This window comes from Nocardia acidivorans NBRC 108247, from assembly GCF_001625085.1.
Classification (GTDB): Bacteria; Actinomycetota; Actinomycetes; order Mycobacteriales; family Mycobacteriaceae; genus Nocardia; species Nocardia acidivorans.
On sequence record NZ_BDAW01000006.1, the window covers coordinates 61,213 to 86,341 of the forward strand.

A 25,129-nucleotide genomic window follows, 5' to 3' on the forward strand; every position below is an offset into this window, starting at 1 on the left:
TAGCTAATTTCTGGCACTCGTGTGTTGTGTGCGGAGAAAACACGCCGGACCACATCGTCGTGGACCGGTGGCCCCGGCCTGCCCTTGCCGCTGCGTTTCTTGCCGATCAGTCGGCGGGCGCGAGCACGTGCGCTGAAATATCCTGTCGCACAATTACTCCGCGATGCGGTGGGTGGCATCGCGGACGGTGCCGACGAACTCCTCCACCAGATCCTCGAGCGCGACGATGCCGACGGTATTGCCGCGGCTGTCCACCACCCGGCCCAGATGGGAGTTGGTGCGGCGCAGGCGGGCCAGGGCCTCGAAGAGAGTGGCTCCGGTGCTCACCGTGGGCAGCGGGCGGATATCGGTGCGGGGGATGGGCGTCGACGGACCGGCCTTGTCATCGGCCACCAGATCCAGCACATCCTTGACGTGCAGGTAGCCGACCAGCGACCCGTCCCCGGCCCGCACCGGATAGCGGGAGAAGCCCGTCTCGGTGACGGCGTTCTCGATATCGCCGAGGGTGGTGCCCTCACCGCGCAGCGGCACCGACCTGGTCTTGGCCAGCGGCACCATCACATCGGAGACGATACTGTCGCTGGACCCCAGCGCCTGGGTGAGGCGGCGGTGCTCCTCCTCGTCCAGCAGCCCCTCCGAATGCGATTCACCGAACATCTCCGCCAACTCCACCGACGACACGGTGGAGTCCAGCTCATCCTTGGGTTCGATCCGCAGCGCCCGCAGCGATAGATTCGCCGCCAGGTTGTAGATCGAGATGAGCGGCTTGGCCAGCCGCAACCACAGCAGATGCAGCGGAACCAGCAGCAGCGCACTGCGTTCCGGCCCGGCCAGCGCGATATTCTTCGGAATCATCTCGCCCAGCAGGATGTGCAGCACCACCACGATGGCCAAGGCAACCGCGAACGAGATCGGGTGCAGCAGTGACTCCGGCATGCCGATCAGGTCGAAGACGCCCGAAAGCAGATGCGCCACAGCGGGTTCGCCGACCCGGCCCAGCAGGATCGAGCAGATGGTGATGCCCAGCTGCGCCGCCGCCAGCATCATCGACAGGTTCTGTCCCGCCTCGATTACCGTATTGGCGCTGCGCTTGCCCTGTGCGGCAAGCGCTTCGAGCCGATCGCGGCGCGCGGAGATCAGCGCGAACTCCGCGCCGACGAAGAACGCGTTGCCCAGCAGCAGGCCCAGGGCCAGCAGTACCGCGGTCCAGTCACCCATGGTCGCGCTCCCACTCCGCCAGGCTCTCGGCATCGACCGGACGCAACAGCACCCGGTCGATCCGGCGGCCGTCCATTCGCTCCACCTTGGCGATCCAGCCGCCGCTGGTGTGCGGATCCATGGCGTGGTTGTTGCCGGGTTCGGGCAGTAGTACCTCATCATCGGCGACCGGAATCCGGCCCAATTGGGTCAGCACCAGACCGCCGAGGGTTTCGTATTCACCCTCGGGCGCGTCGTAACCCGTTGTGCGCGAGACCTCGTCGATGCGCAGCAGCCCGGAGCAGTCCCAGCCGTTGGCGGTGCGGCGCACATCGAGTTCCTCTTCGTCATGCTCATCGCGGACATCGCCGAGGATCTCCTCGATCAGGTCCTCCATGGTGACGATGCCCGCGGTGCCGCCGTATTCGTCCACGACCAGGGCCACCTGCATACCGTCGGCGCGCACGCGTTCGAGCACCTCGTCACCGTCCAGGCTCGCGGGCACTATGGGCACGGGCTGGCAGATGGATTTGAGCCGGATGGTGCGGCGCTGGGTCGAAGGATGCGTGAACGCCTGCTTCACGTGGACGACGCCGAGCGTGTTGTCCAGATCCCCGTCGATCACCGGGAAGCGCGAATAGCCGGTGCGACTTGCCGTTTCGATGAGATCGGCGATGGTGCAGTCCTGATCCAGGGATTCGATCTTCACGCGCGGGGTCATCAACTCCTCCGCGCTGCGCTCACCGAATTGCAGTGAGCGATCCACCACCTGCGCGGTGCGCTGATCCAGCGCGCCGTGCAGGGCCGAGGTGCGCACCAGCGAACCCAGCTCCTGCGGCGAACGCGCCGAACGCAATTCCTCGGCCGGTTCGACCCCGAGCCGGCGCACGGCCCAGTTGGCCGTGCCATTGAGGAAATTGATCAACCAGCGGAACGCGGTCGAGAACCACATCATGGGTCCCGCGGTCCAGCGCGCGGTCACCAGCGGCGAGGCGATGGCGATGTTCTTCGGCACCAGCTCGCCGTAGATCATGGACAGCGAGGTGGCCAGGATGAGCGCCAGCGCCAGCGAAATGCCGTGCGAGGCACCCGAATCCAGGCCGAGGGCGTCGAAGGGGGGCTCCAGCAGCCGTGCCAATACCGGTTCGGCGATATAACCGGTGATCAGCGTGGTGATGGTGATGCCCAACTGGGCCCCGGAGAGCTGGAACGACAGCGTGCGATGCGCTGTGCGCACCTGCCGGGCGCGGCGATCGCCCTCGCGGGCGTGCGCCTCCACGGTGCTGCGTTCCAGGGCGGTGAGCGAGAATTCCGCGGCGACGAACAATGCCGTACCGGCGGTCAGTGCGATGAAACCGATCAGGCTGAGAACGGTGAGCAGGGCTGACACGGTCAGCACCACCCGGCCGTCTGGGTGGCTGAGAGAGCGATGGCGCCGGGTTTGTCACCCGGCTCGGTAGAGGAGCCCTCCTGAACGGCGCCCTCGGACGCGGGTGACAACTGGTTCCTTTCGCATGGGGTAGACCGTGACGGGTCGTCACGGTCCGATAGTCGACATGGTACCGGCTGGTCGATCACACTTGCGTGTGACCTGGCCGGACATGGCCAACCCGGTGGGTTCCCGCGGGTTCCCACCGGGCGTGATGTCGTACGGGTCTACCAGCCCGAAGGCAGCGGGCGACCCTCGGCGAAACCGGCGGCGGACTGCACGCCCAGTACCGCCTTCTCATGGAATTCGGCGATGCTGCGCGCACCGGCGTAGGTGCAGGAACTGCGCACACCGGAGGTGATGTGATCGATCAGATCTTCCACACCCGGGCGCTCGGGATCCAGGCGCATGCGCGAGGAGGAGATGCCCTCCTCGAACAGCGCCTTGCGCGCCCGATCGAAGGCCGAATCGGTGGCGGTGCGCGCGGCGACCGCGCGCTTGGAGGCCATGCCGAAGCTCTCCTTGTAGCGGTTGCCGTCGCGGTCGATGCGCATATCGCCGGGCGATTCGTAGGTGCCCGCGAACCAGGAGCCGATCATGACGTTGGCCGCACCGGCCGCCAGGGCCAGGGCCACATCGCGGGGATGCCGCACGCCACCGTCGGCCCAAATGTGCTTGCCGAATTCTTTTGCCGCGGCGGCACATTCGGCCACGGCGGAGAACTGCGGCCGGCCCACGCCGGTCATCATGCGGGTGGTGCACATGGCGCCGGGGCCGACGCCGACCTTGATGATGTCCGCGCCCGCCTCGATCAGATCGCGGGTGCCCGCGGCCGAGACCACATTGCCCGCGACCAGCGGCACACCCAGATCCAGGGCGGCGACCGAGCGCAGCGCCTCGAGCATCTTCTGCTGATGGCCGTGCGCGGTATCCATCACCAGCACATCGGCGCCCGCGTCGACCAGGGCCTTGGCCTTGGACGGGATATCGCCGTTGATGCCGACCGCGGCGGCGATGCGCAGCTGACCGTTGGCATCGACGGCGGGCTGGTAGATGCCCGCGCGCACGGTGCCGGTGCGGGTCATGACGCCCGCGAGGGTGCCGTCCGGATGCACCAGCACGGCGAGCTTGGAATGCCCGGCCTCGAGCAGATCGAACACCTCGCGCGGGGAGGCGTCGGCCGGTGCGCTCACGAAATTGGTGTCCGCGACCGTGCTCAGGCGGGCGAAGCGATCCACATCGGCGCAGGCGGTCTCGGTGACCACGCCGACCGGTTTGCCGCCCTCGACGATCACGACGGCGCCGTGGGCGCGCTTGTGGATCAGCGCCAGCGCATCGGAGACCGAACGCTCCGGATCGAGGGTGACCGGGGTGTCGGCGGTGAGCGAGCGACTCTTGACGAACGCGATGGTGTCCGCGGCGGCCTGGATCGGAAGGTCCTGCGGCAGCACCACGATGCCACCGCGGCGTGCCACTGTCTCGGCCATGCGACGGCCCGCGACGGCGGTCATATTCGCGACCACGAGGGGAATGGTGGTGCCGGTGCCGTCACTGGTGGACAGGTCGACGTCGAACCGCGAGGCGACATCGGTCCGATTCGGGACGAGGAAGACATCGTCGTAGGTCAGGTCGTAGGGCGGAGTCTGCCCGGGAAGGAACTGCACGGTGTTTGCCGCCTCATGGTTTGACGTCGGGGTTGTCGTATTTCCATGCTTCGATGGCAGGTGCCCTTCGCGCTACCTGGTGTCACGCATGCAGCCAGCCAGTGTAGTCGGCGACGGCGCACACCGTGGAAACCGGGTTGCCGCCCCGCCGACCGTGCCTTGGGTTCGCCACCCTCTCTGCCACCGAGATCACCGCCGGTTGGGCGCAGGGCCTGGCGCCCTCGACGCCGTGCACCACCGGGCGGGCAACCACCTCATCGACATCACCGGCGACACCGGCCGCGCGCACGCCGACGCCATCGCCGTCCACCTGAAGAACGACGCCACCAACGGCACCACCCGCTGGTTCATCGGCAGCTACGTCCCGGGCTTCGAACGCACCGAGAAGGGCTGGCGCATCAACCATTTCGAATACAAGCTCAAAGTCATCGACGGCAACGCCGACCTGACCTGACCTGACCCGGACGATTCGTGTTGATTCGGTGAAAGTTGTGAGCTGACGCCGATATTCGCTCGGACCGCCGGAATTCTCGGGGCAGCCTGTGCGCATGGGAGAGGGAGCACACATACGGGGGTCGTGCCCGAATCAACGGGCTCCTCGCGAGTCACGCTGTGACAGCGTGGAATTCGCTCGTCCTGCTCGTCGGAGCGCTGCTGACCCCGCTGGCCTGGCATATCGGAGCCAACCAGTCCTACGACCGCTACCGATACCCGCATCATCACCACTGTTGCGCGGGTGGGTGATTCGGTGGGGTAAATCGCGGTTTGTGGGTATCCCGTAGGTATGTTCGCAATCGCTGCCGCCGTGCTGTTCGCCATCGCACTGCTACTGCAACTCGTCAATCAGGCAACCACATTCGGGGCCGAGGTGTGCCTCACCATCGGATTGCTCGCTCTCGCTTTGCAACTCGCGGGATTCAGTGAGCGGATTCCGGCGCGCGGTGGGTGGCGGTCCCGGTCGGGCTGGGGCCGCCGCCGTTGATCAGCGTGGGTCGCTGATCAGAGGGAACCGCTCTCGATATCGCGTTCGAGTGCCGCCTGGTAGGCGCGTTGCACTCGACGGTGTGCGCGTTATCGGATTCGATACCGCCGATGGCGGTATCCGCCTGCGCCACAGGCAATCCCACCGTCGTGCAGGTGGCGAGGACCAGGGCGCACCCATGATGAACTTCACGCGGCGGACGCTGCCGGGAAGCGGGTTCCCCGGCAGGTCGGTCGCGGTCAGCCCTTGCGGGTGGGTTTGGGTTTACGTTTCTTACTGTGCTGGCGACCGCCGGTGCGGGGATCGATGCGGTGGCGCGGGCGTTCGGGGGCCGGATCCGGTGTGGCGGCAGCGGCTTTGGCATTGGCGGCGACCGTCGACGGATCGGGCACGGGGCGGCCGAAGGGGCGGCGGGCCCCGGTGATCTCGGCCAGGCGGCGGTCCCCGGGGCGGACCTCGAGATCGGTGACCGCGACGCCGGCGCGGCGCGCCAGATCGGCCGCCTCCTGACGGTCGTCGGGGGTGACGACCGTGACGACGGTGCCGGAGGCGCCCGCACGGGCGGTGCGGCCGGTGCGGTGCAGATAGTCCTTGGGGTCGGCCGGGGGATCGACGTGCACGACGAGCGAGACATCGTCGACGTGGATGCCGCGCGCGGCGATATCGGTGGCCACCAGCACCGGCCAGGTGCCGTCGGCGAAAGCGGCCAGCGTGCGGGTGCGCTGATTCTGCCCTTGACCACCGTGCAGCGCGGCGGCGGAGATGCCGGCCTCGCGGAGTTTGCGGGCCAACTTGTCCGCACCGTGCTGGGTGCGCACGAACAGCAGGGTGCGACCCTTGCGCGCGGCGATCTCGGTGACCACCGGGCGCTTTTCGATACGCCGCACATGCAGGGCGTAGTGCGCGATATCGGGCAGGCCGCCATCATCGGTGGTCTCGGGCTCGGCGGAATCCCGGCCGCCCGCATCGGGATTCGCGCCCGGCGCCTCGGTCACCGCATGGGCGGTGGGGGAGTGCAGGTAGCGCTGGACCAGATTGTCGATGGCCTCGTCCAGGGTCGCCGAGAACAGCAACTTCTGGGCATTGTCGGGGACGCGATTGAGCACGGCCGTCAACTGCGGCAGGAAGCCGAGATCGGCCATATGGTCGGCCTCGTCGACGGTGATGACCTGCACATCCGACAGATCGACGGCACGACGGCCGATCAGGTCCGTCAGCCGGCCGGGCGTGGCGATGAGCAGATCCACACCGCGCCCGAGCTTCTCGTCCTGCGCCTTGATGGCGAGACCGCCCACGGCCGAGGCCAGCCGCAGCCCCACCGAGAGTGAGGGCTCATCCAGCGCGGTCTCGACCTGCAGCGCCAATTCCCGTGTCGGCACCAGAATCAACCCGCGCGGTCGCCGCGGCGCGGTCGGCGCACCCGAGAGCCGCACCAGCATGGGCAGTCCGAAGGCCAGGGTCTTGCCCGAACCCGTTGCGGCCCGGCCCAATACGTCGTGACCGGCGAGGATATCCGGAATCACCGCGGCCTGAATCGGGAACGGGGTGTCGATCCCATTGCGCCGCAATGCCTGCACCAGCATCGGTGGCAGCCCGAGATCGGCGAATCGGCGCGCACCCGCGGCCGAGGACGCGAAGCGCGGGGTTTCGGGTGTGGTGTCGAGGGGCTCAGGCACGGCTGAGCAATCGGCTCAGTTCCTGCAACCACGGAATGGCGACCGCGAGGGTCGGCACCACGAGGATGGCCGCGGCCGCGAGATAGGCCGCCGACGCGATCCGCAGATCACCGATCGGCCCGGCCAGCCGTTGAATACGAATCAAGGTCGTCGGCCCGCCCACCGCCATCGCACCCTGCGGCGCGGGCGAATTGGAACAGGCGACCAGTGCCCGCGCCAGCGGTGTCGGCCCGGTGACCTTCACCGCCGAATCGTCGGCCAGCAATTCGATCAGCAATTTCACCGAATCCAGTGCGGATTTCGAGCGCACCACCCGTGGAAACGCCTCGTGCGCGGCGGTGAACGCCTCCAGCACCAGGTCGTGGCGGGCGCGCAGATGCGAACGCTCATGGCTGACGATTGCGGTCAACTCCTCTTGGGAAAGATTGGTCACCGTGCCCTGACTGAGCACGACGCGGCGGCGCAGCCCGGGCAGACAGTAGGCGATGGGTTCGGTGGAGGCGAGCACCCGGATATCGGCGGATTTGCGCGCCACCCCGCCCTGATCGAGCAGATCGACCAGCATGCGGTGTTTGGCGCGCCGCCGGCGCGTGTGCACGCCGACCCGCACCACCGAGAAGATCAGCCGCGCGCCGACGAGCAGGGTGAGCGCGAAGACGGTGACCAGGGCCAGCCACAGCGGCAGTCCGAGGGCGTCGATCTCCTTGCTCGGGGTGGTGGTGGGCCGGCCGTCGGCTCCGGGCACCAGTAGTCGACTGGCGATGGCGAGTCCGGAGCCGAAGGCGCTCAGAATGGCGGCGAGGGCGATGGCCTGCCAGAGCACCAGCGCCGCGCGGGGACTCCGATACGGCCAGGTGGCTCGGCTGAGCAACGCCGGGACCGGTCCCGCCAGCAACAAGGCGAGACCGGCGAATACCGGCGCTGTTACGTCCATTCCTCAGCTCACTGCGTTGTGGGGGCCTGGGCCGAGGCTGGGGCTACTTGGAGTCTTTCGGCTCCTTGCGTGCCGCCTCGGTGGCTTCGAGCTTAGCGAGTGCATCCCGCAAAGCGGCAGCCTCGTCGGCTCCGACCTGTTCCACGAAGTGCACGAGTGCTGCTCGGCGCGAGCCTACTTCGTCCGCCTGCTGTAGTGCGTCCACCATGAGACTGGCGACGAGTTCGTCGCGAGTGTGCACGGGGGCGTACCGATGCGCGCGGTCATCACGCTGCTGGAGTACGAGATTCTTCTTCGCGAGACGCTGCAGAACGGTCATTACCGTGGTGTAGGCGAGCTCGCGGCGTTCGGCGAGGGCCTCATGGACCTGCCGTACCGTTTGGGGTTCATCGGCCGACCACAACTGGTCCATGACCGCTTTCTCGAGTTCACCAAGACCTGCCATCCCACAAGTTTACGGAGACAACGACAGGAATGCGTACTACAAGTTGTCGTAACCCGCCGGTAGCTGTGTGGGATTGGTCATAGCGGGCGTGTCCTGCCCGGTCGCGCCGTGCACGTGCCGGGCGCCGATCGGCACGATCATGGGTCGCCCGGAGACCGGATCCTCGAGCACCTCGGCACGCAGACCGAAGACCTCCAGCAGAAGCTCGGCTGTGATGATGTCGCCCGGTGTGCCCTGCGCCACGATCTTGCCCGCGCGCATGACGACGAGTTGATCGCTGTAGCGAATGGCCAGATTCAGATCGTGCAACACCATGACCACGGTGCGGCCGAAGTCGGCGTGCAGGCGATCGACGAGATCGAGCACCTCGAGCGAATGCGCGAGATCGAGATAGGTCGTCGGCTCGTCCAGCAGCAGGATGTCGGTGCCCTGCGCCAGGGCCATGGAGATCCAGGCGCGCTGGCGCTGGCCGCCGGAGAGTTCGTCCAGGGCGCGGTCGGCCAGATCCGCGATCCCGGTCTGGGTGAGCGCGAGGGTCACCTCGGCCTCGTCGTCGGCGGACCACTGGCGCAGCCAGGATTGATGCGGATGCCGCCCGCGCGCGACGAGATCGGCGACGGTCAGGCCCTCGGGGGCGAGGGGGGTCTGCGGCAGCATGCCGATCATGCGGGCGATATCGCGGGTCTTGAGGGACGAAATGGCCTTGCCGTCCAAGACGATTCGGCCCTCGCGCGGCTTCAGTAACCGGCCCAGCGAACGCAGCAGCGTGGATTTGCCGCAGCCGTTCGGGCCGATGACGGTGGTGATCACACCGGGCCGGATATCGAGGGTCAGTCCGTCGACGATGACCCGATCGCCGTAACCCAGCGTGACGTTTTCCGCGGCGAGAGTTGTTGTCTCGCCGATCTTCACATCATCCGTCGCAGCGGTCACAGGGTCGCCTTCCGATTGGCGCGAACTAGCAGATACAGCATGAACGGTCCGCCGACCGCGGCGGTCACCACACCGACGGGCAGATCGACCGGTAGCAGTGTGCGGGCGACCAGGTCCGCGCCGACCACGGCGATCGCGCCGATCAGGGCCGAGGCGATGATCGGTTCGCCGGGGGTGCGCAGCAGGCGGCGCGCGATCTGCGGTGCGGCCAGCCCCACGAATCCGACGGGTCCGGCCGCGGCGGTGGCGAGCGCGGCGGCGATCACGCCCGCGCCCAACAGGATCGCCTGCTGGGTTTGAATGCTGACGCCCAGCACGCGCGTGGTGTCGGTGCCGAAGCGCAGGGCGGCCAGGGTGCGGCTGGACGCCGCCGCGGCGAGCAGTGCCAGTCCGAGGCCGAGCGCGGCGGGGATCAGGGTCGAGAAGTCCGCGCGATCGAGGGAGCCGGTGAGCCACAGTTGCGCGTGCGCCGCGTCGGCGAGGGTGGCGCGGGTGAGCAGCCAACTGACCACCGACAGCAGCGCGGCATTGACTCCGATGCCGATGAGTACCAGGCGAAATCCCATGACCCCGGTATCGCCGGTGCCGGTGCGCCCCCAGGCCAGCAGATAAATGCCGATCGCGGTGAGCAGCCCACCGGCCAGCGCGGCGAGCGGAACACCCATAGATGCCGCGATTCCGGTGGTCGCGCCGCTGGTTCCGGCCAGGACCAGTACCGCACCGCAGCTCGCTCCGGAGGTGATGCCGAGAATATCGGGGCTCGCGAGCGGATTGTGCAGGATGGATTGGGCGATCGCGCCCGCCAGGCCGAGCGCCGCACCGACCACGACCGCGGTGAGCGCGCGCGGCAGCCGGGAGTCGAAGATCACGAATCGCTGTGCGCGAGTTCCGCCGCCGCCCAGCACATCCAGCACTCGGCCGAGGGGTATGCGGAAGTCGCCGGTGGCGATGTCGAGGGCGAACAGGGTGAGCAGAACCGTGATGAGCGCGGCGACGGTGAGCAGCGCGCCGATCCGCAGCACCGCCGAGAAGCCGCCTACGCGTAGGGCGGGCCGTACCCGCCGCACGGTACGGGTAGGCGCGGCACCGCTCTTCGTCACCATGCCGGTTTCGGCCGCCGATTCGCGCTGCCCGGAAATGCTATTCGCGGTAGCGGCGAGATCAGCCGTCGTTTCCGTTTGCCCGGGAGCGGGTTCGGCGGGTGTGCCGTCGAGTTGCGTGGGAATGCTCACAGGCTCACCAGCTTTCGGCGGCGGACCAACAGGATGAAAAATGGTGCGCCGAACGCGGCGAGGATGATGCCGACCTGGAGTTCACCCGGGCGGGCGACCACTCTGCCCGCGGTATCGGCGAGCAAGAGCGTGATCGCGCCGAGTAGTCCCGAATAGGGCAGCAGCCAGCGGTAATCCGGGCCGGTAAGGGAGCGGGCCAGGTGCGGAACGATCAGCCCCAGAAAGGCGATCGGGCCGACCGCGGCGGTGGCCGCGCCCGCGAGTAGCACGACGGCGGCGAGTCCCAGCGCGCGGCTGCGCGCGATATGCACGCCGAGCCCGCGGGCCACGTCATCGCCGAGTCCGAGCAGGTTGAGGCCGGGTGTGGCGGTCAGCGCCAGTGCCACGCCCACGGCCAGGAACGGCAGTATCTGCCAGAAGACGGCGGCGTCGTGTCCGGCGACATCGCCGACCACCCAGTAGCGGACGGTATTGAGCGCGTTGGCGTCCAGCAGCACAACCACATTGGTCATGGCCTGGAGAAACGCGGTGACGGCCGCGCCCGCGAGCACCAGGCTCAGCGGGCTGGCCTTACCGCCGCCGATCGAGGAGATCCCGAAAACGATGATGCCCGCGAGCAGCGCGCCCGCGAAGGCGAACCAGATGTACTGGGTGGTGGCGGTGAGCGCGAACAGGTGAATGCTCAGCGCCGCCAGGAACGCGGCCCCGGCATTGATTCCGAGTAAGCCCGCGTCAGCGAGCGGATTTCGGGTATAGCCCTGGATGAGTGCGCCTGCCATCCCGAGCGCCAAACCCGTGACGAGCGCGAGTCCGGTTCGGGGCAGGCGTAATTCGCGCACGATCTGCGCGGCCGATCCGTCGGCCGGGCAGGACAGTGGAAACCCGCCCGGACAGGTCAGTGCGTCGAATACCGCGGGGAGCGGTATCGCTCGCGAGCCGAACGCAATGCTCGCGAGCACGGCACAACCCAGGAGTGCGGTGAGTAGGAGAAGTCCGGACAGACGTCGCCGTCTGGTGGTGACTACGGCGGGCACGGTGACGAACTGCTCCTGTTGTGTTGATTGCTCTCGTTAGCTTGGTAAGCCTAACCTATCTTCGTTCTCGTTGCGTTCACAGTGGCCGGAATACCGATGATTGAGGAGGTTCGATGCTCGAACCCGTAACCGTGTGCCCGCCTCGCGATTCCAGGATCGCCTTCGGCAGGGCCAGCGCCCGGCTGCGCGCGCTGCAACCCGAGCATTGGGCGGGGTTGGCGGACACCACGATTCGCGTGGTCGACGGCGACCGCCTGGCCGGTGAGCCCGGAATCGTCGCGCTGCCTTGTGAACCCGCGCTGTACGTCTGGCTGGCGCATCGCTGTGAACCGGCGCTGCTGCTGGCGCAGGAGGCCATGCTGCGCTGTGCCGGATTGGATGTGCGCCGCTTCTGGTCCCTGGTCGCCGAGTCCATAGTCGGTGCGGCGACCTATGTTCCGGCCCTGGCGGGCACTTCGTCGACGGTGGGCGCCCAGCGCGGACAGGCCATGCTCGCGGCGCTGGCGGACCGTGGTCTGCCGGTGCGCCGGGGGTGCGTTGTTCGATAGGCGTTGAGCGAGTAGCGAATTCGGTGGCGGCCGGAGGGTCCGGACGTCGAGGGTTGTCCGGCCGCCGGGTGGTTATCGGGGTCTCCCGGCGGATTGACGGAACGCACCGAGGTTTTCGGTCAGGTATGCCTCGATGGTGCGCGGGGGCCTGCCGTGGATGCGGTCGACGGTATCGGTCGGCCGTCCCGGGTATTCCACGGCCAGCCGCTGGATCTCGGTCAGGTGATCGGCGAGCCAATCCGGCAGCCGCGGTCGTTCGATCAGATACTCCCGGAAGTCGGCGGGCGATATCGCCGCCGCCGGTGCGGGTCAGACCGGGGAGGGCGGCGAACCGTGCTCGGCGCCGGGGGCAGGTCGATGTACTCGACCGGGGCGCCCAGCAGTGTGCTCAACAGGCTCGCCAGCTCCGGGTACCCGACGGTCCGGGATCCGGTGAGGGTGTATGTGCCCCCGGCGATTTCGGGCCGGGTGCCGCAGCGGCGACATCGGCGATATCGCGGCAGTCGATGTAATTGCAGACGGCCGACCCCATAGTGCCCACGATCGCGCCGCGCCGGGCCACCTCGCGGCCCAGCAGCGCAAGCTTCTGCATGAACGCGTACGGCCGCAGCGGGGTATGGGCGATCCCGGACGCGCGCAGCACCTGTTCGATCTCGTCATGCCAGCGCGCGATCGCCACCGATGAATCCGGGGCGGCCGTCGGTGCGGAGAGTTCGACGATGTGCGCGATGCCGCTCGCCGCGGCGCCGTCGATCACCCGGGTCTCCAGTGCGACCTGATCCGGACTGTCGGACATGGTGAGGAACAGCTGGGTCGCCCCATCGAAGGCGGTCCGCAATGAGTCGGAATCCGCGGCGTCGGCACAGCGGATTTCGACGCCGGAGGTCCGGGATATGTTGGCGCGCAACCGGTCCGGATCCCGGCTCCGGTGCCATGCCGGTAATATGGCACCTAACCATATTAGCCGCCAAGCTAGGTCGAAATGCGCTTCACCTCGCTGATGAGCCAGCGGCCGTCGGGCTGCTCCTCCGCGGTGACCACCGAGGCGAACAGCGATACCGCCGGATCGGGGCTCAGGTCGCTGGAGGTGGATTGTTTGACATAGCCGACCCCGAGGGCGGTGGTGCCGGTGATCGCGCGCAATCCGCAATTGAATTCGATGACCTGGCTGCTGCTGTTGGTGGCGAGCAGGTATTCGCGGGTCGCGTTGTGGGTGTCGAGGAGTTGTTGCCGGCACACGCCGGTGGTGGCTTCGATGGCTCCGGTGAAATAGCTGTCCAGTGATTGCGGGTCGTAGGTCGCGATGTGGTTCAAATAGGTGTGAATGGCGTGCAGTGCGGCGATATGGCGGGTGCCGATGCGGGAGATCTCCGGTGCCAGCCCGGCCGGGGGTTCGGTCATGGTCGCGATGGTGCTCGGGGTCGGCGCCGTCTTCGTACTGGTCTGGGCGGCGGCCGCCGAGCGGGTGTCCTCGCCGTTGCGGGGCAGCAGAGCCGAGCCGACCGCGACCGCGCTCAGCGGGAGGATGCCCGCGAGGGCGGCGAGTTTGCGCCGGGACAGGCGCTGCTTCGCGGGTTGGTCGTCCGGAAATGGCGGCGGCTCGGCGGGGGGAAAGGACAGCGGCGGCTCGGCGGGGGGAAAGGACAGCGGCATTTCATCGGATTGAGTCAAGGCGTCCCTCTTATTATGCGAACTTTGTCGGAATCAGGAGAAATGCGGTAAATGCTCCGACCGGCCCGATCTCGTACCGGACGATTGCGTGCACAGAGATTACACAAACGATGCGCATTCGATTCAATATTGGCGGTATGGGGTTCGGCTGCCACGCCCGGGCGGCCGTGCGGACCGTGCGGGGCGGAGTGCGTTATCTCGCGGTGCGCCGGGCAGAATGGGCAAATGGTCGCGCGTTCCGAATCCACCGCAGAGCCCGGACAGGGCTATCCGGTGCGTGTCGTGGCCGAGCGACTCGGGATTCCGGCGGCCACGCTGCGGAGTTGGAATCAGCGCTATGGAATCGGCCCGGCCACGCATCGACCGGGTCGGCATCGCCTCTATTCCGAGGCGGATATCGCCTTGCTCGAACGGATGCGCGCGTTGATCAAGTCGGGTGCCACGCCGGCCGGAGCGGCCGGACTCATTCGGGCGGGCAGCGCGATTCGCGGCGACAGCGGACCACTGCTGGCGGCGGCCTTCGCGCTCGATACCGCCGCGGCCTCACGCCTGCTGATCGCGCATCTGCGGGATTTCGGGGTGGTGAGCACCTGGGATGAGCTGTGCCGCCCGGCTTTCGCGGAGATCGTGGCGCGCCAGGGCGCCGGTGAGGGCTGTATCGATGTCGAGCATTTCCTGTCCTGGTGTGTGATGTCGGCGCTGCACCGGACCAATCCGCCTCCGCCGGGCGAGGTTTCGCCGCGCGTGGTGCTGGCCTGCACGCGCGGTGAGGCGCATTCGCTGCCGCTGGAGGCGCTGCGGGCGGCCTTGGCCGAGCGCGGCGTCGGCGCGCATACGCTGGGACCCGATGTGCCGACCGAGGCGCTGGCGGACACCCTGCGGCGATTGGACGGACCGGTGGCGGTGGTGCTGTGGTCGCAACAGGAGTCCACGGCACTGACCTCGGTGGTGCGGGTCGGGCTGGCGGGCGGTGCGCGGGTGCATGTCGGCGGTCCGGGCTGGGCCGAGGTGATCCTGCCCGCCGCGGCGATCCGGGTGACCAATCTCTCCGACGCGGTACGGCGGCTGGTCTAGCTCTCGGCGTGAGAGTCGGTGCGGCCCAGCACATGTCGCAGTGCCGAGGTCAGATCGGGATTGCGGAATTCATGACCGGCCGCGGCCAGGCGGGCCGGGGCGACCCGCTGGCTCGCCAGCGCGAGTTCGCGGGCGCCCTGCCTGCCCAGCAGTAGCGCGGGACCGAAGCCCGGCACCGGCAGGACGGCGGGGCGATGCAGTATCGCTGCAAGGACCCGGGTGTATTCGCTATTGCGCACCGGTGCGGGCGCGACCGCGTTGACCGCCCCGGCGAGTGAATCATCCCAGAGCGCACGGTGATACACATCGATCAGATCATCGATGCCGATCCAGGACAGCCACTGGCTGCCGTCGCCGATGCGCCCGCCCAGTCCCAGGGTGAACAGCGGCCGCAGCAGGCGCAGCGTGCCGCCCGCCGGGGACTGCACGATTCCGGTCCGCACCCGGACCACCCGGCAGCCGGTGACCTCGGTGGCCCGCTCCCAGTCCGCGACGACATCGGCGAGGAATCCGCCGCCGCGTTCGCTCTGTTCGGTGAGCGTCTCATCACCCCGGTCATCGCCGTAGTAGCCGATCGCCGAGGCGCTGACGAAGGTGGAAATGCCGGTGCGCGCGGCGAGTTCGGCGAGCGCGCGGGTGGGCTCGATGCGGGAGTCGGCGATGTCGCGCTTGTGCCGGTCGGTGAACCGGCCCGCGATGGAGGCCCCGGCGAGATGGACGACGGCATCCACACCGGTCAGCATGTCAGGCGCCGGATTTGCCGGATTCCATTGGCGTTCACCCGCATCGCGCGGCGCGTGCCGCACCAGCCGGATCACGGTATGCCCACCGGTGCTCAGGAACGCGGTCAGCGCGGTGCCCACCAATCCCGTCGCACCGGTCACCGCGATGGTCGAGCGCGTGAAGCCGTGCCGTGCCGCGGTCTGATGCGCGGCGAGATCCGCGGCGAGCTGGCGATAGCGATAGTCGAAGGTGGAGCGCAGTATTCGCGCGGGCACCGGGGTGTCCACCCGGTCGAGTACGCGGGTGTGCGTGGCATCGACCGCCTCGAAGTCGTGGGTGTGCTTCCAGCGGATCGCGAGCGCGGCCGGGAGCGAGGCGGGGCCGTCGCTGTCGATGCGGTCGACGAATCGGTACGGGGGATCGAAGCCGTCCGGATCGTGCCGGGCGACCCAGCGCAATCCGGCGGGCAACCCCAGCACGGCGCGGCCGTCGGCGAGCGATTCGGACTCGCTGACCAGGGTCATGGGTTGCCATGGCGGGGACAGGCGGGTGAAGGCGCCCGGTCTCGCGAACCAGTCGAAGACCTCGGTCAGCGGTGCGGCGACGACGCTCGAACACTCGATGCCCATGCCTCGACTGTAGTCGAGGTCAATTTCGACGCATTGATGGTGCATCGTTTTATCCCGCGTATGCCAGGCTTGGCAGTAAATGCGCCGATCTTCGCATTGAAAATGCATCGCTGGGTTTACGATGGTTGTCGCTCGTCGCGGTGCCGGTGCGATCCGGTGCCGCCGGAGGCTGCGTCGATCGTGGTGTGGCAGAGCCGCCCTCCGCCCTGTCGATGCAGCCCCCGGGGCACCGGAAGGCCGAACAGGGTTACTTGTGTTCGCGCTGACCCGAATCCTGGTCGTGGGATGCTGATGCTGCGAATCTGACCCGAATATCTCCGGCTACGCCGGGGGGTGTTCGACGGGCTCGGCGGGACAGGCAGGGGCTGCCGCATGAGCACGGTATCGGCCACCGGCGCGGATACGTACGACTCGTTCGCCGCCGCGATCGGCAAATACGCCCTGGTGCGATTGAATCGGGTCACCGATGACCTCCGCGTCACCGTCTACGTGAAGCTCGAGTACCTGAATCCCGGTGGGAGCGTCGAGACGCGCATCGCCGAGTTCTCCGCCGAACAGCGTCTCGAGCACTCCTGGGTCGATCGGGTGCTGGCCCGGCTCGGTTCGGCCGCCGCGTTGCAGGGGCGGCACCGGCTGCGCGAGCAGCTCGGCGCACGCGGATTCTTGTTGCGCTGACCGCGCAGGCATCGAAAAGCGTTGTGATCAAGATGATTTCATGGGAACAGTGGTCGCGGGCGGGAGGTTGGCCGAAGGTATGACACTCGGAGTAGCGCTCGCCGGAGCCAATGTCACCAACTATGTCGATGAGATCGTCGAGCAGTCCCGGGCCGCGGCCGCACTGGGCGTGCGATCGGCGTGGTTCGGGCAGCGGATGGATTACGACTCACCGGCGCTGGCCGCGATCGTCGGCCGGGATGTGCCCGAACTTCAGGTCGGCACCTCGGCGATTCCGGTGATCGGACGGCATCCGCTGGTGGTCGCCGCGCAGGCGCAGACGGCGCAGGCCGCGACGCACGGCCGCTATCACCTCGGGCTGGCCGTCGGATCGACCTTCACCGCGGGCGCTTTCGGGCTGCCCTTCGACCGGCCGATCACACGGCTGCGCGAATTCCTCACCGGATTGCGGGAATTGCTGGAGACCGGCACCGCCGACTTTCACGGCGAATTGCTCACCGCGACACCGCCGCTGCCGACCACGGTCGCCGGGGCGCGACCTCGGGTGCCGATCCTGGTCGCGGCCATGGGTCCGCAGGCCCTGCGGGTGACCGGTGAGCTCGCCGACGGCACACTGCCGTACCTGGCGGGCCCCAAGACGCTCAGCGCCCAGATCGTGCCCGCGATCACGCGCGCGGCCGAAACCGCCCCGCGCGTAGTCGCTTTCGTACCGGCGGTGGTCACCTCGGATATCGAGGGCACCCGTGCCCGCGCGGTGGAACAGCTGGCGTTCTACGAACAGGTGCCCTCCTACCGTCGCGTCATCGAACTCGAAGGCGCCGACCGGGCCGCGGATCTGGCGCTCATCGGCGATGAGGAGACCGTGGCAGCCGGTATCCGGCGCTACTACGACGCCGGAGCCACCGAGGTCGTGCTCACCTCCACCGATCTGGCCGGTGCGGCCGATCAGCGTCGCACCTGGATCTTGCTCGGCGAACTCGAAGCCGGTCGGTGACCGGAGACAAGAGCGCGGGCCACCGCATCGCTGGATCTGGCCACCGATGCCAGGGCTCGACCCGCCGTGTAGGTGCTCACCGCGGGTCGCACCACGATCGTCGTAGCGCACCGTCTGGCCACGGCCGCGAACGCGGACGCCTCTGGTCGGCCTATGTCGGGGACACCGCCGAGGCGGTGGAATCGGCGCGGTGAGCAGCGAGACTCGACATCACGGTTTCATAACAGGCGGACGTGGGTAGTCGTAGGTTATGACCTTGATGCGGGAGATCTCCGTCAGCAGCTCGAGCGAGCGAGTCGGTGTGAATCGGCGGCCCTATGTCGGTGCGCAGTTCTTCCTAGGTGTCCTGGCGAGCGGTTGCGGCGCTGCCGCGGTCGCGCTGTTGACCTTGATGATGCAGTACCGCTGACCGATATCGCCCGCAGCGCAGGGACTTTCGACGGGAGTGTGACATGCGATCCGATGAGATAGTGCTACCGGTTTCCGGACTGCGGGTGGAGTGGCGGCCCGATGACGAACGTTTCCGGATACGGCCGTCCGAGCCCGCCGGCGCGGGGACGCGCGGCCAGCCCTGGCGGGAATGGCTGGGGCACAGCGATATGGCGGTCGGGGCGTCCGGTCCCATTCCGCAGGACCCGGCGACCACTTGGTGGGCGGTGTGGGGTGAGTACATCGGCAATGACGTGCAGGTGACCCTGGACGATCAGAGTCGGCCCGAGGTGCTGGTGTTCGGCAAACTCTGGATCTGCGAAGGGCGGGGTCGCGAACGCGAGGCCACCGTGGTGACCGCCGGGCGGCAGGCCGAGGTCCGGTTCGCGCCACCCGTGGCGCTGCGATCGGGGTGGTTGAGCCGGAACGGTTTCCGGGATGTGAGTCATATCGAGACGCCGACCGGATTCCACGAAATAGCCATCCGGGCATAGTGATTCGATCAGGTCGCCGGGAGTGCCTGCTGGAACCAGGCGAGGATCCCCGGCAGCGCGGCGCGGACGGACCCGTTGTGATCGGTATCGCCGAGGTTCGTCAGCGTCGCGTTATCGCTGTGCAGGGCCTGTAGGCAGTGTTCGGCATTGGCGTAGGGCACATTCCGGTCGCCGGTGGCGGCATAGAGACGAACGGGTACCCGCGGCGTCCAGTCGCAGGTCCCGTCGCTCTCGGTCATCGCCTTCAGGACCTGCCCGGTCGGATTCAGCGCGAGATCCATGAATCTCTGCGTCAGAAGCTGATTCGGCTGCGCGGGGAGCTGGGTGACGATGGCGGCATCATCGTGCAGACCGTCGAAGAGGCCCTCGACCTTCTCCGCGTACGGCTCCTGGAACGCCTCGGACGGCTTGTCGTACAGGTGGTAGATCCGATTCATGGCGGTGACCCAGTACGCGAAGTAGTACACCGCGCTTCCCCCGCCGACCCGACCGTCCAGCCCGGCGGGGGTCTCGACATGTTGGACGTCGTAGGGTCCGCTGATCGGTGCCAATGCGGCCAGCCCGAACCCGGGGTCCGCACCGCTCTGCAATGCCTTGGCCAAAGCCGTTGCGGCATGGCCGCCTTGGGAGAATCCGGTGACCAGCACAGCGTTGTCGAGTTCGCGCTGCCGCTGTCCGGTGAAGGTGCGGGCGGCGCGCAACAGGTCGACACCGGCGCTCGCCTCGGAGGGTGCATGCGTATACGGGTGCGTGCCCGGGCCCTCGCCGAGCCCCAGATAATCGGGCGCGACAGCCGCATAACCGACCGCGGCGAACATGATCGTGCGCGCCTGATCGGGGTGGTGCACCCCATCGACCGAGGGCGCGGCATTCTTCTGCGCCAGCGTCCCATGCTCATAGCTGACCACCCGCAGATGCCGGGAATCCGTGCGCGGCAGGACCACCAGTCCACTCGCGGTGGTCGCCGCGCCATCGGGCGCGATGGTCCGGTACACGACGCGATAACTTTCCACGCCATTGCGCACCGGTGTATCAATCCCTCCCTTGGTCAGGTAGTCGGTGACATCCTGCGCCGACATCTGCGCGATCGGGGTCGTCGCGACGATCTCACCCCGGCTGACGGGTGCGGGGCCGTCCTCGCGGGCCGAACAGGCGCTCGATCCGAGCAGCGCCACCAGCGCCGCCATCGCGAAACATTGTGCTCTACGCATAAATTCGCCGATCCTCTCGGAGTGGGAACGATAGTCGCGGCCACGCCCAGACCGCCAGCGTCAGCCATACGAGCAATCCCGCAGCGTCGCCGAGCATTTGCGCGACGGCGGGATGGGACAGCGATACCACCACCTGATCGGCATAACCCCCGGCGATATTGGCCGCGGCGTGCAAAACCACTGCGGGCCACACGCTCCCGGTCACCAGGCGCAGATATCCGGCGAAGACGCTGACCGCGACCAATGTCAGGGTGAAGACCGGCAGATACATCCATAGCGGAACACCTCCGGGCGTGCCGCCGCCGATGATCAAGCCGAAATGGAATACCGCCCAGGCCAATCCGGTCCACAGCACGGCCGCGTGTGCCCCGAGCAGGGTGGTCAACCGGGGCTGGAGGAATCCGCGCCAGCCGAATTCCTCGAACAGGCCCTGCCGCAGGCCGCCGAGCACATGCCATGCCCCGATCGGCAAAAGCCATTGTGTAGGTAGGCGACCCAGCCCGCACGCGATGACGACGCCGACACCGGCCGCGGTCACCGCCACCGGCGCGAGTGCCGAGGCTGCCAGCGATGCGACCGGAGCGCGTCGAATTCCCATATCGCCGAATATGGTTCGGCGGCGGCGTGAGATCACGGCCAGCACCAGTGCCACGACCGACGGCATGGCGAACACCACCAGGAGGGGTGATCCGGTGAGCCCGAATCCGATCATCGCCGGGAGGACGATGCCGAGATACACGCCGACCGGCACCCACTGCACGCAGTTTTCAGAGTGCTCGACCATCAGACTTAGTATGCTGAAATTATGTTCGACGGTCAAACACAATCGGAGAAGGCACAGCTCCAGGCCCAGGTGGCGGGTGAGCTGGCCGCACTTCAGGCGGCCCATGACGACGGTGACCGCGCGCTGGCGGGCCGGTTGGGCATCGGCCGCACCGATCTGCGATGCCTCGACCTCATCATGCGCGACGGGCCGCAGACCGCCGGTGCCCTGGCGCGGAAACTGCGCCTGACACCGGGCTCGGTGACCGCACTCCTGGATCGCCTCGAAGCCAAGGGCTACGCCTCCCGCGCCCCCGACCCTACGCACGGCAAACGCGTACTCATCACCCCGACCGCGCACATCGTGGACCTGGTGACGCCCATCCTGGCCACCCGAATCGCCCGCGGCCGAGCGCGTTTGAACGGCTACACCGCCGACGAGTTGACCCTCATCCGAGACTTCCTCGCCGAGACCCGGGAGAGTCACCGGGTATTCGCGGCGGAGTTGAACGAAGAGGGCGGTGGGTTCCATTGACGCGCAATGGAACTGACGCGCAATGGAACCCACCGCCGGCAGCGGATCGGGGGCCGCCGCAGCCCTCGGGGCCTCGCTCGATCCCGACGCCGAGTTCAGCATAGGGCAGCCTTACCTAATGTGCAAGCCTCCGCTCGTCGAGGTGCCCGCGATCCCCGCAAAGGAATTGCCCGCGTCTGTTCGCGGCGCTAGTGTCCCGGCAGGGTGTCTTCGGGCACGCGTTTCAATTCGGGGTTCTCACGGGGGGATTCGACTTTGTCGATGCCGCAGCGACATTCAGCACAACGGGGATCGGCCAACGGGGTCTACTGCCGCTACTGCGGTTCAACCCCCGCGGCCGAGGTCGATATCCGCGGCCACCGCGGGTTTATCTTCTTCATGCAGTTCCTGAAATACCCCGGCCCGTTCTGCCGCGACTGCGGCCTGGCCACCTACCGCAAAATGACCCAGGAAAGCCTCTGGATCGGCTGGTGGGGTTTCCTCTCCGCCGTCATCAACCCCATCACCATGCTGATCAACCTCGGCCCCCGCTCAGTCCTGGTAGCCCTACCCCCGCCGATCCCGGGTGGCCCACGCCTGCCCATGGACCCCGGCAAGCCGCTGTATCAGCGCCCCGCCGTAATCGTCGCCTTCGCCCTGCTGATCCTGGCCCTGGTGCTGTTCGTGATCTCCCTCGCGTCCTGAGAGATCACCGGGGCCGGGCATCGTAGAAGGACTATCGCGTGCGAGCTTCAAGAGCCTCGAAGATGAGGGCGCGTGCGGCCTCACCCTTGGCAGCATGTTTCGCCAGGATCTGAAACGCCTTTTCGTACAGCACCACCTCTCGCGGCTGACTGATGGTGAGTTCCGCGCTGACGGTCTCGACTCGGACATGCCCGGCGTCGTACATGAGGAAGTTGGTTGCGGGAACCCGGAATTGGGCTGTCCGGGGGATGATTCCTATCGCGAAACGTGACGAACGAACCTGCGCCGCAAGGTATTCGAGCTGTCCCGTCATGACGCCATCCGATCCCACGGTGGTGTACAGGGCCTGCTCCGCGATGAGGAAATGGAAACGGCGCTGCCCTTTGCGCAGGACCTGCTGGCGCTCCATGCGCACGGCAACGGCAGCGCCGAGATCATCGGGGCCACCGATGAACCGGACGCACTCTCGCAATACCGCGGTGGCGTAGTCCCGTGTCTGCAATAGGCCCGGGATCAGGTCCGGGTCATAGCCGCGGATGAACTTGGATTCCGCCTCTACCCGAGCAATCTTCCGTTGGGCATGGTGGGACTGAACCCGCTTCCATTCCAGCCAGGCTGCCTCGACGCTCCGGACGGAGGCGATCAGGTCCGCGATGTCGTGAGGGGCGTTCGTCAGCGCACACCACGTGTGTATGTCCTGCTCACTCGGCGTCTGCTTGCCGTGCTCGTACCGGGAGACCTTCGAGTTGTCCCAGCCTGCGAGCCGGGCCAATTCCAAGCCTGTGAGGTTGGCTTGCCTCCGGAGCTCTCGGAGTCGTACCCCGAGTGTTTCGCGTGCTTGCTGGACGCTGGTCACTACTTGATGCGGTATTCCGAGTGCGGAGTTGCCAAATCCCACACCTGGTCGCGGACGGTGCGGCAGTAATCGATGATCACGAGGTCGCGGGTCACCGCGAACCCTCCCAGGGTTTCATCCGGCCTGAAGGCTGTGAAAGCCACCGTATCGTCGTCGAACAGCCACCAATCATCTGCCGTCAGCCTCGAAGGATCGATCAAATGCCTTGGAAGCCAACGAATATCTTCTCCGGACTGAAGGTTGCTCACCGTCGTGGCGAACAGAAACCGCGTGTAGTCGGTGTGTGGTTCGCTGACTACACGCACACGTTGCACCAACCGTCCCGACTCGGTGACCTCTCGCATGAGGTCATCCCAGTGCTGCCAATCCGGGTCGTATTCGAACTCCCCGGTCTCCAGAAACTTCGCCAACGATTCGGCTTCGTCGGCAACCGCATAGGTGTCTTGGACCTCCAGGTGGAATGCCCGCCGCCGGCAGTCTCGGAACAATTGTTCTTGCTCTTCAGCGGTAAGTAGCTGCATCGTCCGGGCGGACTTCCTTTCCGATCGGTACTTCGATACTGCGCTCCCCGGACGGCGAGCTGATCATGTCCAGCGCGGCCGGATCGATGACCGGCTCACCTTCGAGGAAGAACAGCCGTGTCCGGTGTCCTCGAGCAGAGTACCGAGACAGGTTCCCTTCTCGAGGTAGGACAGCAATCGATGCGGGATCTCGATGTGCCGCGAGTTTCGTTCGGGCACTTCCCATCCCAACACAACGTAGGTGTTTCGGTCGGAGGCGTACAGCGTTGGTGAGCCGCCATTGCGGGTGTCTACTCCGAGAAAGCGAAGAAGCATGGTGGAACCTCACGATCAGAGTTTGTCGGTAACCCGGATATGAGCGTGACCCTGATCGGCAGGTCAGGTCAACGATTCAAGCCAAGTTGCGGCAAACATCTACAAACTGCTGTTCAGCGCATCGCACCTGCTCCTACCTTCAGTGCTAGGCGTTCGGGCGGTGCAGTCGACCGCACTCGGATCGCCTCATCACCGAGGGATAGGGGCCGACATGAGGGACGGGCAGCGGCGGGACCGGGCGGTCATCTTTGTGAACCGCGGTCTGCTGACGAGTAAGGCTGATCTGGATTGGGCGACGTTTTATGCGCGGCAGCGTGCTCAGGAGCTGAATCTGCGGGTTGCCGAGGTGCTGGTGCTCGGTAGTACGGATGGGCCGCATATGCGGGCGCTGTACGACGTGGTTCGGCGGGTTGATTCGGGGTGTGTGATCACTCCCGATCTCGGACATGTGGGTGGGAGCTCGGATCGGGTGACCGTGTTCGCGGAGCTGTACACCGTCGCCCCGGCGCGGCGGTATCGGTGGCGGCTCGGGTTGTCGTCGGTGGAGCTTGCCGAGGCGTTGAACCCTTCGTGTCCGAAATCCGAGGCTGGTTAAGCTCCTGACATGACCTCTGATGACCAAGCGACCACGGGGAGCGACGAGTTCTCCTCGATCAAGTCCATGGCGGATTTGACGCCCGAGATGATGAACAAGTTCAGCGCGGGGACATTCGTCGACACCTTCGGGCTGAAGATGACCGAGATCGGGCCGGATCGGGTTGCGGCGGAATGGGTTGTGACGCCTACTCAGCATCAGCCCGCGGGGATTGTGAACGGTGGGGTGTACTGCACCGTCATCGAAACCCTCGCCAGTGTCGCGGGCAGTGTGTGGCTGGGGGAGCGCGGCTCGGTGGTCGGGGTCAACAACAACACCGACTTTCTGCGGGCGGTGCGCGAGGGCGTGCTGCGCGGGGTCGCCACGCCGGTGCATCGCGGGCGTTCGCAGCAACTGTGGGTCGTGGAGATCACCGATGAGCAGGATCGGATGGTCGCGCGCGGCCAAGTGCGGTTGCAGAACCTGAGCCCACGGGGCTGAGAATCCGGCGCGACGGGGCTGATCTCGGACGAAACATTCGGGTAACGCGGGGCGTGTCAGAATGGCCGACGACCCGCCCCGTCGTTCGCCGAGGAGCCCGAATGCGACTGTCGCCGCACGAGCAGGAACGCCTGCTGCTGAGTTATGCGGCCGAGTTGGCCCGGCGACGGCAGGCTCGCGGACTCAAGTTGAACCATCCCGAGGCGGTCGCGCTCATTGTCGATCACGTCCTCGAGGGAGCGCGGGACGGGCGCAGCGTCGCCGAGCTCATGAGCACCGGGCGCGGTGTGCTCACCCGCGCCGATGTCATGGACGGGGTGCCGGAGATGATTCACGACGTGCAGGTCGAGGCCACCTTCCCGGACGGCACCAAACTCGTCACCGTCCACAACCCGATCGGCTGAGTC

General features: G+C 67.1%; 30 protein-coding genes. 14 read left to right on the forward strand and 16 right to left on the reverse strand.

Annotated features, from left to right (window positions below; translation table 11 throughout):
* Positions 1-153: 153 nt before the first annotated feature.
* The 3 genes from NA10_RS01975 to NA10_RS01985 form a co-directional block, all read right to left on the reverse strand.
* Complete coding sequence (locus NA10_RS01975; protein ID WP_067562544.1) at positions 154-1,218, reverse strand: hemolysin family protein; 1,065 nt, start codon at positions 1,216-1,218, stop codon at positions 154-156.
* Positions 1,211-2,587, reverse strand: coding sequence for a hemolysin family protein (locus tag NA10_RS01980; protein WP_067562719.1), 1,377 nt, complete (start codon positions 2,585-2,587; stop codon positions 1,211-1,213). The genes NA10_RS01975 and NA10_RS01980 overlap by 8 nt, the downstream gene beginning before the upstream one ends.
* A 266-nt stretch (positions 2,588-2,853) precedes the next feature.
* Positions 2,854-4,290: a GuaB1 family IMP dehydrogenase-related protein gene (locus NA10_RS01985; protein ID WP_067562547.1), complete on the reverse strand. Its 1,437-nt coding sequence runs from the start codon at positions 4,288-4,290 to the stop codon at positions 2,854-2,856.
* A gap of 199 nt (positions 4,291-4,489) precedes the next feature.
* On the opposite strand from NA10_RS01985, the gene NA10_RS35195 reads away from it, so the two are divergent.
* The 3 genes from NA10_RS35195 to NA10_RS01995 all read left to right on the forward strand — a co-directional run bounded on the left by NA10_RS35195 (position 4,490) and on the right by NA10_RS01995 (position 5,272).
* Positions 4,490-4,744, forward strand: a complete 255-nt coding sequence (locus NA10_RS35195) for a nuclear transport factor 2 family protein (RefSeq protein WP_245676956.1) — start codon at positions 4,490-4,492, stop codon at positions 4,742-4,744.
* A 158-nt stretch (positions 4,745-4,902) separates the two neighbouring features.
* Complete coding sequence (locus NA10_RS39065; RefSeq protein ID WP_281180133.1) at positions 4,903-5,034, forward strand: hypothetical protein; 132 nt, start codon at positions 4,903-4,905, stop codon at positions 5,032-5,034.
* A 40-nt stretch (positions 5,035-5,074) separates the two neighbouring features.
* The gene (locus tag NA10_RS01995) at positions 5,075-5,272 is read left to right on the forward strand and encodes a hypothetical protein (protein WP_067562552.1); all 198 of its coding nucleotides are present in this window, start codon (positions 5,075-5,077) and stop codon (positions 5,270-5,272) included.
* 239 nt (positions 5,273-5,511) lie between these two features.
* On the opposite strand, the gene NA10_RS02000 is transcribed toward NA10_RS01995, so the two are convergent.
* The 6 genes from NA10_RS02000 to NA10_RS02025 form a co-directional block, all read right to left on the reverse strand.
* The gene (locus tag NA10_RS02000; protein ID WP_067562721.1) at positions 5,512-6,855 is read right to left on the reverse strand and encodes a DEAD/DEAH box helicase; all 1,344 of its coding nucleotides are present in this window, start codon (positions 6,853-6,855) and stop codon (positions 5,512-5,514) included.
* A gap of 85 nt (positions 6,856-6,940) precedes the next feature.
* Positions 6,941-7,882, reverse strand: a complete 942-nt coding sequence (locus NA10_RS02005) for a M56 family metallopeptidase (RefSeq protein WP_067562555.1) — start codon at positions 7,880-7,882, stop codon at positions 6,941-6,943.
* 43 nt (positions 7,883-7,925) lie between these two features.
* The gene (locus NA10_RS02010) at positions 7,926-8,327 is read right to left on the reverse strand and encodes a BlaI/MecI/CopY family transcriptional regulator (RefSeq protein WP_067562558.1); all 402 of its coding nucleotides are present in this window, start codon (positions 8,325-8,327) and stop codon (positions 7,926-7,928) included.
* 36 nt (positions 8,328-8,363) lie between these two features.
* A complete protein-coding gene (locus tag NA10_RS02015) occupies positions 8,364-9,260 on the reverse strand; it encodes an ABC transporter ATP-binding protein (protein WP_245676957.1) in 897 nt (298 codons plus the stop codon).
* On the reverse strand, positions 9,257-10,363 hold the full coding sequence (locus NA10_RS02020) for a FecCD family ABC transporter permease (RefSeq protein ID WP_067562726.1): 1,107 nt from the start codon (positions 10,361-10,363) through the stop codon (positions 9,257-9,259). The genes NA10_RS02015 and NA10_RS02020 overlap by 4 nt, the downstream gene beginning before the upstream one ends.
* A gap of 125 nt (positions 10,364-10,488) precedes the next feature.
* On the reverse strand, positions 10,489-11,526 hold the full coding sequence (locus NA10_RS02025) for a FecCD family ABC transporter permease (RefSeq protein ID WP_067562560.1): 1,038 nt from the start codon (positions 11,524-11,526) through the stop codon (positions 10,489-10,491).
* A 113-nt stretch (positions 11,527-11,639) separates the two neighbouring features.
* On the opposite strand from NA10_RS02025, the gene NA10_RS02030 reads away from it, so the two are divergent.
* Complete coding sequence (locus tag NA10_RS02030) at positions 11,640-12,074, forward strand: hypothetical protein (protein ID WP_067562563.1); 435 nt, start codon at positions 11,640-11,642, stop codon at positions 12,072-12,074.
* Positions 12,075-12,462: 388 nt separating this feature from the next.
* On the opposite strand, the gene NA10_RS38050 is transcribed toward NA10_RS02030, so the two are convergent.
* Positions 12,463-13,131 (reverse strand): NAD(P)H-binding protein, encoded by a 669-nt coding sequence (locus tag NA10_RS38050; RefSeq protein WP_281180136.1) that lies wholly within the window; start codon positions 13,129-13,131, stop codon positions 12,463-12,465.
* Complete coding sequence (locus NA10_RS02040; RefSeq protein ID WP_157555950.1) at positions 13,047-13,745, reverse strand: hypothetical protein; 699 nt, start codon at positions 13,743-13,745, stop codon at positions 13,047-13,049. Before NA10_RS02040 ends, NA10_RS38050 begins: the two co-directional genes overlap by 85 nt.
* A gap of 225 nt (positions 13,746-13,970) precedes the next feature.
* Between NA10_RS02040 and NA10_RS02045 the strand changes: the two genes are divergently transcribed.
* Positions 13,971-14,819, forward strand: coding sequence for a MerR family transcriptional regulator (locus NA10_RS02045; protein ID WP_067562568.1), 849 nt, complete (start codon positions 13,971-13,973; stop codon positions 14,817-14,819).
* Here the strand turns inward: NA10_RS02045 and NA10_RS02050 are convergent.
* Positions 14,816-16,171 carry a TIGR01777 family oxidoreductase gene (locus tag NA10_RS02050; RefSeq protein ID WP_067562570.1) on the reverse strand — a complete coding sequence of 452 codons (1,356 nt, stop codon included), beginning with the start codon at positions 16,169-16,171 and terminating at the stop codon, positions 14,816-14,818. The two genes, NA10_RS02045 and NA10_RS02050, sit on opposite strands and share 4 nt — an antisense overlap.
* A 372-nt stretch (positions 16,172-16,543) precedes the next feature.
* Here NA10_RS02050 and NA10_RS02055 point away from each other — a divergent pair, with 372 nt between their 5' ends.
* From NA10_RS02055 to NA10_RS02065, 4 genes are all read left to right on the forward strand, one after another.
* A complete protein-coding gene (locus NA10_RS02055) occupies positions 16,544-16,846 on the forward strand; it encodes a pyridoxal-phosphate dependent enzyme (protein WP_067562573.1) in 303 nt (100 codons plus the stop codon).
* 79 nt (positions 16,847-16,925) lie between these two features.
* Complete coding sequence (locus NA10_RS02060) at positions 16,926-17,840, forward strand: TIGR03564 family F420-dependent LLM class oxidoreductase (RefSeq protein ID WP_067562576.1); 915 nt, start codon at positions 16,926-16,928, stop codon at positions 17,838-17,840.
* Between the two features lie 250 nt (positions 17,841-18,090).
* The gene (locus tag NA10_RS36365; protein ID WP_157555952.1) at positions 18,091-18,249 is read left to right on the forward strand and encodes a hypothetical protein; all 159 of its coding nucleotides are present in this window, start codon (positions 18,091-18,093) and stop codon (positions 18,247-18,249) included.
* 43 nt (positions 18,250-18,292) lie between these two features.
* Positions 18,293-18,763 carry a hypothetical protein gene (locus NA10_RS02065; RefSeq protein WP_067562579.1) on the forward strand — a complete coding sequence of 157 codons (471 nt, stop codon included), beginning with the start codon at positions 18,293-18,295 and terminating at the stop codon, positions 18,761-18,763.
* Positions 18,764-18,771: 8 nt separating this feature from the next.
* On the opposite strand, the gene NA10_RS02070 is transcribed toward NA10_RS02065, so the two are convergent.
* Both NA10_RS02070 and NA10_RS02075 read right to left on the reverse strand, forming a co-directional pair.
* The gene (locus tag NA10_RS02070; RefSeq protein WP_067562580.1) at positions 18,772-19,974 is read right to left on the reverse strand and encodes an alpha/beta hydrolase; all 1,203 of its coding nucleotides are present in this window, start codon (positions 19,972-19,974) and stop codon (positions 18,772-18,774) included.
* Complete coding sequence (locus NA10_RS02075) at positions 19,967-20,758, reverse strand: CPBP family intramembrane glutamic endopeptidase (RefSeq protein ID WP_067562582.1); 792 nt, start codon at positions 20,756-20,758, stop codon at positions 19,967-19,969. The genes NA10_RS02070 and NA10_RS02075 overlap by 8 nt, the downstream gene beginning before the upstream one ends.
* A gap of 21 nt (positions 20,759-20,779) precedes the next feature.
* On the opposite strand from NA10_RS02075, the gene NA10_RS02080 reads away from it, so the two are divergent.
* Together NA10_RS02080 and NA10_RS02085 are read left to right on the forward strand one after the other, a co-directional pair.
* The gene (locus NA10_RS02080) at positions 20,780-21,271 is read left to right on the forward strand and encodes a MarR family winged helix-turn-helix transcriptional regulator (RefSeq protein ID WP_067562583.1); all 492 of its coding nucleotides are present in this window, start codon (positions 20,780-20,782) and stop codon (positions 21,269-21,271) included.
* Positions 21,272-21,649: 378 nt separating this feature from the next.
* Positions 21,650-21,955 carry a hypothetical protein gene (locus NA10_RS02085; protein WP_157555954.1) on the forward strand — a complete coding sequence of 102 codons (306 nt, stop codon included), beginning with the start codon at positions 21,650-21,652 and terminating at the stop codon, positions 21,953-21,955.
* Positions 21,956-21,986: 31 nt separating this feature from the next.
* Here the strand turns inward: NA10_RS02085 and NA10_RS02090 are convergent, their stop codons facing one another.
* Together NA10_RS02090 and NA10_RS02095 are read right to left on the reverse strand one after the other, a co-directional pair.
* On the reverse strand, positions 21,987-22,853 hold the full coding sequence (locus NA10_RS02090) for a helix-turn-helix domain-containing protein (RefSeq protein WP_307188372.1): 867 nt from the start codon (positions 22,851-22,853) through the stop codon (positions 21,987-21,989).
* Positions 22,811-23,332, reverse strand: a complete 522-nt coding sequence (locus NA10_RS02095) for a DUF6879 family protein (RefSeq protein WP_067562589.1) — start codon at positions 23,330-23,332, stop codon at positions 22,811-22,813. The genes NA10_RS02090 and NA10_RS02095 overlap by 43 nt, the downstream gene beginning before the upstream one ends.
* 526 nt (positions 23,333-23,858) lie before the next feature.
* On the opposite strand from NA10_RS02095, the gene NA10_RS02100 reads away from it, so the two are divergent.
* The 3 genes from NA10_RS02100 (at position 23,859) to NA10_RS02110 (ending at position 25,126) form a co-directional block, all read left to right on the forward strand.
* A complete protein-coding gene (locus NA10_RS02100; RefSeq protein ID WP_067562591.1) occupies positions 23,859-24,242 on the forward strand; it encodes a hypothetical protein in 384 nt (127 codons plus the stop codon).
* Between the two features lie 87 nt (positions 24,243-24,329).
* Positions 24,330-24,722, forward strand: coding sequence for a PaaI family thioesterase (locus NA10_RS02105; RefSeq protein ID WP_245676967.1), 393 nt, complete (start codon positions 24,330-24,332; stop codon positions 24,720-24,722).
* A 101-nt stretch (positions 24,723-24,823) separates the two neighbouring features.
* A complete protein-coding gene (locus tag NA10_RS02110; protein ID WP_067562593.1) occupies positions 24,824-25,126 on the forward strand; it encodes an urease subunit gamma in 303 nt (100 codons plus the stop codon).
* Positions 25,127-25,129 lie beyond the last annotated feature (3 nt).